The organism is Rhodoblastus sp., assembly GCF_041915505.1.
In the GTDB taxonomy this organism is placed as follows: domain Bacteria; phylum Pseudomonadota; class Alphaproteobacteria; order Rhizobiales; family Beijerinckiaceae; genus Rhodoblastus.
Genome location: NZ_JAYSBG010000082.1, coordinates 1 through 11,864 on the forward strand (window position 1 = coordinate 1; position 11,864 = coordinate 11,864).

11 protein-coding genes are annotated in these 11,864 nt (G+C 65.8%); 3 read left to right on the forward strand and 8 right to left on the reverse strand.

What is annotated here, in order from left to right; genetic code table 11:
- The first annotated feature begins 142 nt into the window (after nucleotides 1-142).
- Entirely contained in the window at nucleotides 143-745 is a 603-nt protein-coding gene (locus tag ACE3S9_RS07405) for a TIGR02281 family clan AA aspartic protease (protein ID WP_374545803.1), read from the forward strand.
- A 168-nt stretch (nucleotides 746-913) separates the two neighbouring features.
- On the opposite strand, the gene rpmE is transcribed toward ACE3S9_RS07405, so the two are convergent.
- Nucleotides 914-1,144 carry a 50S ribosomal protein L31 gene (gene rpmE / locus ACE3S9_RS07410; RefSeq protein WP_155444670.1) on the reverse strand — a complete coding sequence of 77 codons (231 nt, stop codon included), beginning with the start codon at nucleotides 1,142-1,144 and terminating at the stop codon, nucleotides 914-916.
- 231 nt (nucleotides 1,145-1,375) lie between these two features.
- Between rpmE and ACE3S9_RS07415 the strand changes: the two genes are divergently transcribed.
- Both ACE3S9_RS07415 and ACE3S9_RS07420 read left to right on the forward strand, forming a co-directional pair.
- Nucleotides 1,376-3,178, forward strand: coding sequence for an ABC transporter transmembrane domain-containing protein (locus ACE3S9_RS07415; RefSeq protein ID WP_374545804.1), 1,803 nt, complete (start codon nucleotides 1,376-1,378; stop codon nucleotides 3,176-3,178).
- A gap of 328 nt (nucleotides 3,179-3,506) precedes the next feature.
- On the forward strand, nucleotides 3,507-3,644 hold the full coding sequence (locus tag ACE3S9_RS07420) for a hypothetical protein (RefSeq protein ID WP_374545805.1): 138 nt from the start codon (nucleotides 3,507-3,509) through the stop codon (nucleotides 3,642-3,644).
- Nucleotides 3,645-3,661: 17 nt separating this feature from the next.
- Here the strand turns inward: ACE3S9_RS07420 and ACE3S9_RS07425 are convergent, their stop codons facing one another.
- The 7 genes from ACE3S9_RS07425 to ACE3S9_RS07455 all read right to left on the reverse strand — a co-directional run.
- Nucleotides 3,662-4,111, reverse strand: coding sequence for a GNAT family N-acetyltransferase (locus ACE3S9_RS07425; protein ID WP_374545806.1), 450 nt, complete (start codon nucleotides 4,109-4,111; stop codon nucleotides 3,662-3,664).
- A 9-nt stretch (nucleotides 4,112-4,120) separates the two neighbouring features.
- Complete coding sequence (locus tag ACE3S9_RS07430; RefSeq protein ID WP_374545807.1) at nucleotides 4,121-5,107, reverse strand: peptidoglycan -binding protein; 987 nt, start codon at nucleotides 5,105-5,107, stop codon at nucleotides 4,121-4,123.
- Nucleotides 5,107-6,006 (reverse strand): flagellar motor protein MotA, encoded by a 900-nt coding sequence (locus tag ACE3S9_RS07435; protein WP_374545808.1) that lies wholly within the window; start codon nucleotides 6,004-6,006, stop codon nucleotides 5,107-5,109. The genes ACE3S9_RS07430 and ACE3S9_RS07435 overlap by 1 nt, the downstream gene beginning before the upstream one ends.
- A 218-nt stretch (nucleotides 6,007-6,224) precedes the next feature.
- Nucleotides 6,225-7,016, reverse strand: coding sequence for an inositol monophosphatase (locus tag ACE3S9_RS07440; protein WP_374545809.1), 792 nt, complete (start codon nucleotides 7,014-7,016; stop codon nucleotides 6,225-6,227).
- A gap of 139 nt (nucleotides 7,017-7,155) precedes the next feature.
- Nucleotides 7,156-8,478, reverse strand: a complete 1,323-nt coding sequence (locus tag ACE3S9_RS07445) for a sugar MFS transporter (protein ID WP_374545810.1) — start codon at nucleotides 8,476-8,478, stop codon at nucleotides 7,156-7,158.
- Nucleotides 8,479-8,510: 32 nt separating this feature from the next.
- A complete protein-coding gene (locus tag ACE3S9_RS07450) occupies nucleotides 8,511-10,724 on the reverse strand; it encodes a glycoside hydrolase family 3 N-terminal domain-containing protein (protein WP_374545811.1) in 2,214 nt (737 codons plus the stop codon).
- A 229-nt stretch (nucleotides 10,725-10,953) separates the two neighbouring features.
- The coding region (locus ACE3S9_RS07455; RefSeq protein WP_374545812.1) for a tetratricopeptide repeat protein at nucleotides 10,954-11,864 on the reverse strand (911 nt) is incomplete at its 5' end.

The window sequence follows — 11,864 nt, forward strand, 5'->3', positions numbered from 1 at the left end:
CCGGCAAGATGGATTTCGCCAAGGTCAGCGGGCAGGTAAAGGCGGCATTGGCGGGATAAGTTTAACGGTCCCGCAGGCGTTAGGCGCCAGACTGCGTCCTGTCGCGTGACCAGTTGGCGCGTGACAAGGAGCGGGCGGGTCGATGATTGCGCAAACGGTGAAGCTGGCGTCCGCCCTGGGCCTTGTCGCCCTGCTGTCCTTCGTCGCCTTGCAAAGCCGCTGGTTCGAACAGGGCGGCGCGGCGATCGGGACCATGCTTTCCGCGCGTGACCCCATGCTCGCGGCGCGCGGTTCAGCAGTCCCTTCCGTTTCCGCCTCCCCTGCCGGCCCAACGCCCGCCATCGCGGTCGTCCGGCCGGCGGCGCGGGCCGGCATGGGCGTGGTCGAGCTGTCGCCCGACCGCAATGCGCAATTCGTTACCGAGATCGAGATCAATGGCGCGCGCATCCACGCCTTGGTCGACACCGGCGCCAGCCATGTGATGCTGACGGCGGAAGACGCCCGCGCGATCAATCTCGATCCGCCGGCCTCGGCCTATACGATCCCCGCGCAGACCGCCAACGGCACGGCCTTTCTCGCCCCGGCGCGCCTGCGCGAGCTGCGGGTCGGCGAAATCACTGAATATGACGTGCAAGCTTTGGTCGCCAAGCCCGGCCAGAACGGGATCAGCCTGCTCGGCATGAGCTTCCTGAAAAAGCTGTCCAGCTTCCAGGTCGCCGACGGCCATTTCGTGATGAAGCAATAAAAAAGGCGGCCGAAGCCGCCTTCTATTCCGTCGTTCGCACTCTGCGCGAACACCCCTCGCATCAGCCAAAGCCCGTCTCGGGACGGGCGTCTGACGACGCCCTGATGGTCGCATTCGCTCCTTGCCGGCGCTGGCGCGCCGGCCAAACGCCGCCGAAGCGCGAGAAGATCACTTCTTGCCGAAGGACAGGCCGCCGAAGCGCGAGTTGAAGCGCGACAGGCGACCGCCGCGATCGAGCAGCTGCTGCGAGCCGCCGGTCCAGGCCGGATGGGTCGAGGGATCGATGTCGAGATTGAGGGTGTCGCCTTCCTTGCCGTAAGTCGAGCGGGTCAGGAATTCGGTCCCGTTGGTCATGACGACCTTGATCGTGTGATAATCGGGATGGATGTCGGACTTCATGGTTTCGATCCTGCGGCTTGCTTTCTTGGGGCCTGACGGATCGCCGCCTTGGAACCCTGAAAAACAGGCGCCTTGCGGCGCCGGGAAAGTGGAAGGCCGGCTAATATACCACCCCGCGCGCAAGAGCAAGAGAAAGCGCGACAGAAGACGCGCGAACGGAGGCAAGATGTCGCGCCGCCTGTGCGGGCGAAAACCATCGCCAACGCCCCTGCCCCGCCTTATATAGACCGCATGACCGACGCCCCCGCCCCAAGCCGCTCGCCGCGCGATTCGCTCAAATCCCTGGCGCCCATCCTGCCCTATGCGCGCCGGCGCAAGAGTTGGGTGTTCGGCGCGGTCGCCGCGCTCACCGTCGCCTCCGCCGCGACCCTCGCCATGCCTCTGGCCGTGCGCGGCATGATCGACCGGGGCTTCGCCGCCGATCACGCCGGTGTGGTCAATTCCTATTTCGTGGCGCTGATCGGCGTGGTCGGCGTGCTCGCGATGGCCTCGGCTGCGCGCTATTTCCTGGTCATGACGCTCGGCGAGCGCATCGTCGCCGACCTGCGCGACGATGTCTTCGCCCATCTGACCCGGCTCGACCCCGCTTTTTACGACAACGCCCAGACCGGCGAGCTGGTGTCGCGGCTGACCGCTGACACCACCCAGATCAAATCGGCCTTCGGCGCCTCGGCTTCCGTCGCCCTGCGCAATCTGTTCATGTTCGTCGGCGCGATCGGCCTGATGATCTACACCAGCCCCAAATTATCGGCGCTGGTGCTGGTCGCGATTCCCATCATCGTCGTGCCTCTGGTCACGGCCGGCCGCTCGGTGCGCGGCCGCTCGCGCGCCGCGCAGGACACGCTCGCCGAGGCCAGCGCCTTCGCCGCGGAAAATCTCGCCGCCTTGCGCACCATGCAGGCCTTTTCCGCCGAGGACGCGACCGTGCGGCGTTTCGCGCGCGCCGCCGAAGGCGCCTATGTCGCGGCGCGCGAAGCGACCAAGGCCCGCGCCCTTCTCACCGCCTTCGCCATTTTCCTGGCCTTCGCCAGCGTGGTCGGCGTGTTGTGGCTCGGCGCCCATGACGTGCTCGCCGGGCGCATGACCGGCGGCCAGCTCTCGCAATTCGTGCTTTACGCCGTGCTCGGCGCGAGTTCGCTCGGGCAATTGTCGGAGGTCTGGAGCGAAATCTCCGCCGCCGCCGGCGCCGCCGGCCGCCTCGCCGAAATCCTCGCCTCGAAGCCCTTGATCGCCGCCCCCGCCCGGCCGCAGAAACTGCCCGAGCCGCCGCGCGGCGAAATCGCCTTCGATCAGGTGACGTTCGCTTATCCGGCGCGCCCGGACAGAAAGGTGTTCGACGACCTCAGCTTCACCATCGCGCCGGGAGAGAAAGTCGCTATTGTCGGACCTTCGGGCGCCGGCAAATCCACCTTGTTTCAACTGCTGATGCGCTTCTACGACCCGGTTTCCGGCAAGGTCTGCGTGGACGGCATCGACGCGCGCGCGGTCGATCCGGCCGATCTGCGCCACCGTATCGCTCTGGTGCCGCAGGAGCCGGTGATTTTCTCCGGCTCGGTTTCCGAGAATATCGCCTATGGATCGCCGGGAGCCTCGCCCGCCGAAATCGAGGCGGCGGCGGCGCGCGCGGCGGCCAAGGATTTCGTGCGCGCTTTGCCGCAGGGGTTCGGCTCGCAACTCGGCGAACGCGGCGTCACCTTGTCCGGCGGCCAACGCCAGCGTCTCGCCATCGCCCGCGCCATTCTCAAAAACGCTCCCATCCTGTTGCTCGACGAGGCGACCTCGGCGCTCGACGCCGAAAATGAAATTCTGGTGCAGCAGGCGCTCGACCAGCTCATGGAGGGCCGCACCACGCTCATCATCGCCCACCGCCTCGCCACCGTGCTCGCGGCCGACCGCATTCTGGTGATGGAGGGCGGGAAGATCGTCGAACAGGGCACTCATGCCGAACTGGCGGCGCGGGGCGGCCTTTACGCCCGGCTCGCCCGGCTGCAATTCGACGCCGGCGCCAAGGGGCTGGAGCCGGCGACCACCTGACGGCCTTTGGGATCCGATCGACGGCGGCCTCATCTTGATCTGCGCCAAAGGCTGAATAAAATCAAAGCTAAGTTGAAACTTTTCTTGTCTGAGATCGTCAACGGGACAGCGATGGCGGAGGCATATCCGACCAGTTCGATCTGACACATCCCGCAACATCCAGAGAAAACCAATGCCAAGCTTCATCGACCCGCGAAATGTCTTCGCATTTCGCCCCGGAAGCGCGCGCAGGACTGGCGCATCGCTGCTTGTGGTCGCGCTCATCGGAACATTTGCAAACGGCTACGCCGGCGAGAGAGCGACCGGAAGGCCGACATCCGGCGAGGGCGTGCCCACCTGGGTCGTCCAGGAATGCCGTCCGGCCACCGGCGCTGAAATCATGGGCAGGTTCGCCGGCGCCGGCTACTGGTTCTACCGCTCGACAGGCGATTTCTGCTATTTCGACCGTCGCCCGGGCGTGCTGTGACGGCGACGCTGTGCGCTCTATTCGGGCGTCCAGCGCAGCGTCAGCGTCGGCAGGCCGGACAAGGGATTACGGCCTGAACCGACCTGCACAAATCCCTCGGCCTGATAAAAGGCCAAGGCGCGGGCGTTATCGGCATTGACATCGAGGCCGAGTCCCGCCGGGCACGCCTGTTTGGCATGGCGGATCAGGGCCTGCGCCGCGCCGGAGCCGAGCGCGCGCGGATGGACCGCGATCTGCTCCAGCCAGGCGCGCGCCGGTTCGTAAAGCACGAAGCCGAGCAGCCCGCTTGCATCCTCCGCCACCGCAATGGAAGCGCCCCGGGCGCGCGCCTGGGCGAACAGATCGGCGAGCCAGGGGGCGCGGGCGGAAAAATCGATCTCCGGGCGCGCCTGGCTCCAGGTCGCGATCCAGAGCGCGAGCAGCGCGGGCCAGTCGGCGTCGCGATAGGGGCGCAGCGCAATCGTCATCGCCGTCTCTTACCGCTCGGTGATTTTCAGCTCGATGCGGCGGTTGCGGCGCAGGGCCTCGTCGCTGTCGCCGTCGTCGATCGGCTGGAACTCGCCAAAGGCGCCCGCCAATATATGCTGCGGCGGAAAGCCCCGGCCGATCAGATATTGCACCACGGCGATGGCGCGGGCGGCCGAGAGATCCCAGTTCGAGCGGAATTGCGGCGACGCGATCGGGCGCTTGTCCGTGTGGCCGTCGACCCGCAGCACCCATGGAATTTCCGGCGGGATTTCCTTCCCCACTTCGTTGAGCGCGACCATGATCTTGTCGACCTCGGCCTTGCCCTCCGGCGTCAATTCGGCCTTGCCGCTCTCGAACAGGACTTCGGAAGGCAGCACGAAACGGTCGCCGACCACTTTCACGTCCGGCCGGTCGGCCAGGATCTCGCGCAGGCGCCCGAAGAAATCCGAGCGATAGCGCGCCAATTCTTGCACCTTCTGCGCCAGAGCGACATTGAGCCGCGACCCCAGATCCGCGATGCGCTCCTGGCTCTCCTTGTCCTTGACCTCCTGCGCCGACAAAGCCTCCTGCACCGCCGCGAGCTGCTGGCGCAGGGCGGCGAGCTGCTGGTTGAGCAATTCGACCTGCGCCAGCGCCTTGGCCGAGATCTGCTTCTCCGCGTCGAGATTTTCCGCCGCCGCGCCGACCGAGGCGACAGAGGAATCGCGCTCGCGGCGGGTGGAGTCCAGCGTCGCGGTCAGGGTCGCGAGGCTTTGCTGGGCCTGCTCCTTGCCGCCCTTCTCCAGCGCGAGGATCGCCGTCAGCTCCTCGATCTGCCGGTTCAGCCGTTCGAGCGCCGCGTCCTTGCCGCCGACGTCGCGCGAAAGGAAATATTGCGCGAAAACGAAGACCGACAGCAGGAAGATGAAAACCAGCAGCAGGGTCGAGAGCGCATCCACGAAGCCCGGCCAGTAATTCATCGCCTCCGGCCGGCGGCGCGCGCGGGAGAGCGGCATCAGCGCGCCTCCGTCTTCTCGCTCGTCAGATGGGCTTCGAGCGCCGCCTGCAGCCGGGCCTGGCGGTCCGACTGGGCCTCGACCCAGTCGCGAATCATCTGCTGCTCCTGCCGCATATGTTTCACCAGCGCCTGCACGCCAGTCGCCAGACCTTCGAGCGCCTCGGTCGGGTCGCCGGCCTCCTCAGTCGTCCGCGCCGCCTCGACATCCGCCGACAGCCGGTCCTCAAGTTCGGTATAGAAACGGCTCTGCGCCTGCCCGGCCTGAAGATCGAGAAAGCCGAGCACCAGCGAGCCGGACAGGCCGAACAGCGACGAGGTGAAGGCGAGGCTCATGCCCGCGAGCGGGCGGGCGAGGCCGGATTTGAGATCGTTGAACAAGGAGGCGGTTTCGCCGCCACCCTGCAGCGAAGCGATCACCCCGCCGATGGAGGCCACGGTTTCGAGCAGGCCCCAGAACGTGCCGAGCAGGCCGAGGAAAACCAGCAGGCCCGTGAGATAGCGCGAGGTCTCGCGCGATTCGTCGAGCCTTGTGGCGACCGAATCCAGCACCAGACGCAGGATCTGCGGCGAAAGCGGCGCCTTGCTCGCCCCGACGAGTCGCGCCATGGGCGCGAGCAGGACCGGCGGCTTGACGCGCGCCTCGGCCTCCGCGCCCCGGTCGCGGGCGTTGACCCAGGCGATCTCGCGGAACAGCCGGCCGACCTGCGCGACCGCCAGCACGATTCCGATCGCGGCGGCGGCCAAAATCACGCCGTTGAGGGCGGGATTGGCCATGAAGGCGGCTTCGACCGGGCGATGCAGGATCGCCACGACGAAACCGACCAGAATGAGGAACACCGCCATGCGCACCAGGAAGATGGCGGGCGAGGAGAGGCGATAGGCGTCTTTGTCCGGCATGTCCGGCGCTCACTTTTCGGCGCTTGCTCTTCAGCGCGCATTTGCCGGCTCGCTCGCCGGCGCGCTCTCGCGGCTCTAGCCTCTTTTATTTTCGCAGCGTTTTCGCGAAAAACCGGCAACCACTTTTTCGCACGCTGCTCTAGGTTGAGCGCAACGCCACGGTAAATTCAAGCCGAATTTCGCTCCCGCGCGGTCCGCGCGCCGGAAGAGCGGGACGATCAGGCCTTTTTAAGAAGATCGAGCAGCTGTTTATGGATGAATTCATTGCCGCAGCAGACCGAACCGGTGCCGAAATAGTTCTGGCCGCCGTCGGCGTCGGTCAGATAGCCGCCCGCCTCGCGCACCAGAACGAGGCCGGCCGCCATGTCCCAGCTTTTCAGGCCGCGCTCCCAGAAACCGTCGAACCGGCCGGCGGCGACATAAGCCAGATCGAGCGATGCCGCGCCGAGCCGGCGCACGCCGCCCGCCCGGGTCATCACCGAGGACAGTTCGGCCTTGAAGCGCGGATGCAGCTTGGCCCCGGCGAGCGGCGGAATGCCGGTGGCGATCAGGCCCTCGGCGACGTCGCGGCGCGCGGCGACCCGGATGCGGCGGTTGTTGTAATAGGCGCCCTGCCCCTTTTCGGCGACGAAAATATCGTCGGTGGCCGGATTGTAGATCACGCCGGCGACCATCTGGCCCTCTCGCTCCAGCCCGATCGAGACCGCGAAGATCGGCAGGCCGTGCAGGAAATTGGTGGTGCCGTCCAGCGGATCGATATGCCAGACATGGCTCTTGTCGGAGCCCTCGACGATTCCGCCTTCTTCCAGCACGAAGCCATAGCCGGGCCGCGCGCGGGACAATTCCTCGAAAATGGTCTTTTCCGCCTTCTTGTCGGCGATGGTGACGAAATCGCCCGGTCCCTTGACGGAAACCTGAAGATTCTCGACCTCGCCGAAATCGCGCTTGAGGCCGCGTCCGGCCTTGATCGCGGTCGCGGTCATCACATTCATCAAAGCGGAATTGATCATGGAGCGTTCCGGGGCTGGTCCCGGCGGGGACGGCCGTTGATACGAAAGTCGCGGGTTGTGTGCCCTGCCCGCGCCGCCGCGTCAAGAAGGGGCGCGATTCAGTCGCATCTCGGCGCCCGTCTGGCGAAAACGCGACCTATCACAGCGACTGAAGCCCGGCTTGCGAAGAACCCGCGACCCGCGCGGCTTCGACGGGCCTGAGAGCGAAAATGCCGAATATCGCGATGATGGCGTAACAGAGCGCGGGAAGCGCCAGCGAAACCGACAGGCTGCCGGAGAGATCGGCGAGGCGGCCCGTCAAAGGCGGGATCACCGCGCCGCCAACAATCGCCACGCAGATAATGCCGGACCCTTCCGTCGCGCGTTTGCCGAGCCCCTCGCTGGCGAGACTGAAAATTGTGGGAAACATGATCGAATTCATCAGGCCGATCGCCAGCAGACTATAGGCCGCCAGCGCGCCATTCGCATTGGCCGAAATCAGGATCAGCGCGACCGCGCCCGCCGCATTGAAAGCCAGCGCCTTGCCGGGACTGATGAACCGCAGCGCCGCCGAACCGAGGAACCGTCCGACGAGCGCGCCGCCCCAATAGAGCGGGATCAATTTGCCCGCCGCCTCCGGGCCCAGAGCGAGCACATGCTGCTGTTCGAGATAAAGGACGATCAGCGAGCCGATCGCCACTTCCGCACCGACATAGAGGAAAATCGCAAGGGTTCCGAAGGCGAAGCGGCCCTGTTTCAGCAGGCCGAAACCAGCGAGGAGAGGGCCGTCGGCATGGCTTTCGCCCTTGAGGCGATCGCGATGGAGCCAGACCGCGCCGGCGACGAGCGCCAATGCGACCGCGAGGCCGAGATAGGCTCGCGCCACGACTTCCGCGCTGGCGGCGCGGTAAGCGTCAAGCGCGGCGCCGGAAAGCTCCGAAACCTTGACGTCGGCGAGGCTTCCAAGAATCAGGATCGAGCCGAAATAAGGGAAGACCGTCGTCCCCAGAGCGTTGAAGGCCTGCGCGAAAGTCAGGCGGCTATGCGCTGTCCGCTTCGGCCCGAGCAGCGAGATGAGCGGATTCGCCACCACCTGCACGATCGTGACGCCGCTCGCCAATACGAAGAGCGCGAGAAGGAACAGGCTGAAGGCGGGGCGCGCCGCGACGGGAAGAAACAGCAGGCAGCCGAGCGTCATCGTCAACAGGCCGACAATGGCGCCGCGCATGTAACCCAAACGCCGGACGAGGGCCGCGGCAGGCAGGGAAATGGTGAAATAGGCGGCGAAGAAGGCCGACTGCACCAGCATCGCCTGCATGTGATCGAGCGAAAACAGCGCTTTGAGCTTGGGAATGATCACGTCATTGAGGCTGGTGATCCCGCCAAAGATGAAAAACAGCGCCATGACAAACAGGCGCAGTTCCGGCGCGTCGACCGCCTCGACGTCGTCAGCGCCCGGCTTCCCATTCTGTTCGATGGTCATTCGATCCCATTCGCTTTGTGTTGGAGCCGCCGTCAGACGAGCATCAAGGAAGTCTTTTCGCCGGCGGACGCCGAGGGCGCAACCCACACGTCATAGACGCCGGGATCGGCGCGGGCCGAAAGATCGGGCTGAATGGCCGCGAGGTCGCGCATCCGCAATTCGAATTCGACCAGCTTCTCCTCGCCAGGCGCCAGATCGACATGCTGGACGCCCTTGAGCACGCGCACGGGCTGGGTGATCGCGGCCACCCGCTGGTGGACATAGAGCTGCGCGACTTCATGCGCGCTGCGCCGGCCCGTGTTCCTGAGCAAGGCGGAGATTTTCACCGAGCCGTCGCGCGGGGTTTGCGCCATATTGGCGCGGGTCGGTCCATAGCCGACCGTCGAATAGGTCAGGCCATGGCCGAACGGGTAGAGCGGCTCGTTCGAAACGTCGCGATAGCGCGCCTTGAAGGCGGCGACCCCGTCGATCTGCGGGCGGCCGGTCGAGCGATGGTCGTAATAATAAGGCTCCTGCCCCGGCGCCTGCGGGAAACTGACCGGCAGCCGCCCTTGCGGGGCGAAATCGCCAAACAGGACGTCGGCGAGAGCATTGCCGGATTCCGATCCCAGGAACCAGGCGCAGACCACGGCTTTTGCATCGCGCACCGCGCCGGCAAGCGCCAGCGCCCGGCCATGTTTCAGAATGATGACGACCGGCTTTCCAGTCGCGGCGACGGCTTCGGCGAGATCCTGCTGGATTGTCGGAATGACGATCGACGTCGTCGAAGCGGCCTCTCCGGTCATTCTCGCCTGCTCGCCGAGGTAAAGCACCACGACATCCGCCGCGCGCGCGGCCTCGACCGCGGCTTCCAGACCTCCCGGAATGGCCTTGTCCGGCTCGCATCCCGGCGTGAAGCTGCATTTCGCCTCCGGCCCGAGCGCCGAAAGGACGCCCGCCTCAAGCGGGACCGCCTTGTCGATCTCTTCGATGATCGACCATGCGCCCAGCTCGTTGCGCCTGTCGGAAACATAAGGACCGATGAAGGCGATGGACTTGCCCGATTTGGGCAAGGGCAGCACGCCGTCCTCGTTTTTCAGCAGAACGATCGACTTCCGCGCGGCTTCGCGGGCCAGCGCGATCATGTCGGGGCGGCGGACGACCTCCGCCTGACGATCGGGATCGAGCGAACGAAACGGATTCTCGAACAGGCCCAGCGCTTCCTTGACTCCGAGGACGCGGCGCACGGCTTCGTCCACAATCGCTTCAGGCAAACGGCCGCTGCGAACCAGCGCCGGAATGTGGTCGCGATAGAGCTCTTCCCCCAGAGCAATGTCACAGCCGGCGCTCAGCGCTTTTAAAACGGCGTCCGGCTCGTCCGCGGCGTAGCCATGATCGATCAGTTCGACGATGGCCTGAAAATCGGAGACGACCAGTCCGCGAAACCGCCATTCCCCACGCAGAATCTCGGTCAGCAAGCGACGGTTGGCGGTGCAGGGAACGCCGCCGAAATCGTTGAAGGCCGCCATGGTCGTGCGGGCGCCGGCGTCGAACGCGGCTTTGAAGGGTGGAAGGTGAACCTGCCGCAGCGTGGCTTCCGTGACGTCGACGGTATTATATTCCATCCCGCCCTGGACGCCGCCATAACCGGCGAAATGTTTCGGGCCAGCCAACAGCGAATCCGAGGCGCGCAGATCGTCTCCCTGAAAGCCGCGAACCCGGGCGGCCGCGATGCGCGAACCAAGCCACGCATCCTCGCCGGCGCCTTCGAGAACCCGCCCCCAACGCTCGTCGCGGGCGACGTCGACCGCCGGAGCGAAGGTCCAATGCACGCCGAAAGACGTCGCCTCCTCGGCCGCGGCCCTGGCGGTGCGCATGCAGAGACCGGGATCGAAACTGGCCGCCTCGCCCAATGGAATGGGATAGGTCGTTTTCAGGCCATGAACCACGTCGGCGGCGAAAATCAGCGGAATGCCAAGCCGCGATTGTTCGACGGCGATTTTCTGCAACTCGCGATTGAAGGCGAGGTCGAAGCCGTTGAAATAACCCGTCGCCCTGCCTCGCCGCACATCCTCCATCGCGCCCTCGCGCGTGAGCTTCGAGCCGCCGAGCGGATTGTTTTGTAACGAATCCTTGGGGCTTCGGAAGAGCGAGAGCTGGCCGGCTTTCTCATCCAGGCTCATCCGCCGCAGCAAATGTTCGATACGATCGCTGCGCTTGGGCCGCGGCGTCGACCAGGCGCGCAGGCCCAGGGCCGAATAGGCCACGGCGCCGAGGAGCAAGGCGCGGCGGGAAAAACCTTTGCGTTGAGCGCTTTTTGCTTCTTGCGTTTCAAAATCCATAGTCGGCGCCGGTAACGTAAACGCGCGCCGCCTTGGCGAAGCCGTTGGCGGCCCGGCGCCCGTTTCCAAACTGGACCGCCGCTGCGAATGGTGAACCTAAACGCCAAGTTTGCTTTAACATAGGCTTTTTTACGAAGGCGCGCGCCGCCGCGATCTATTTGCCGAGATAGGTCTTGATCGCCTGTTCGGTCTTCTGGCGCTCCTCGGGCGTCAGCTTGTTGGTCTCGCCGTCGAGCCAGGAATCGCGCAGGCCAGCCGAGGCCGAGAGGATGGCCCATTTTGCGCCTTCGATGCGATCCTGTTTCAGCCCGCGCCCGGCGAGCAGCATCCGCGCGACGCGGTTCTGCGCCACCGCATTATTGCGATTGGCCGCCCGCAACAGCCATTTGGCGCCGGCCGCCTCATCGGCCGGGACGCCGTCGCCATTGAACAGAGCGATGCCATATTCGACCTGGGCGGCCAGAAAATCCTGCTGCGCCGCGCGCGCGAGCCATTCGGTCGCCTTGGTCCGGTCCTTCTCGACGCCCTTGCCCTCGCGGTAAAGCAGCGCGAGCGAATAGGCGGCGTCGGGAAAGCCGAGATCGGCGGCGCGGCGGAAATCCTGCGCCGCCTTGCCAAAATTCGAGGCGACGCCATTGCCTTCCAGCGCGAGGACGCCAAGGTTGAACCAGGCGCCGGCGTGATCCTGAGCGGCGGCCTTTTCGAACCAGACGCTCGCCGCCGCGACATCCTTTTTCTCGCCATTGCCGGTCAGGAAGGCGTTGCCGAGAGCATATTGCGCATTCTTGTCGCCAGCCTCCGCCGCCAGCTTGTACCAGCGCATCGCCTCGTCGAGGTTTTGCGGCGCGGCGACGCCCTGGGCGTAAAGCTCGGCGACCAGGGTCATGGCGGCGCCGTCGCGTGGGTCGGCCTGAATCCGCTTCATCGCCTCATCGAAGGCGGTGCGGAAATAGCCGCGCTGGAAGGCGCCGAAGGCGAGATCCGGCTGGTCCGGCGCGAGCGCGGCGCGGGCCGGCGCCGCGAACAGGCTGGCGGCAAGCCACAACGCGCAGGCCGCTTTGGCGA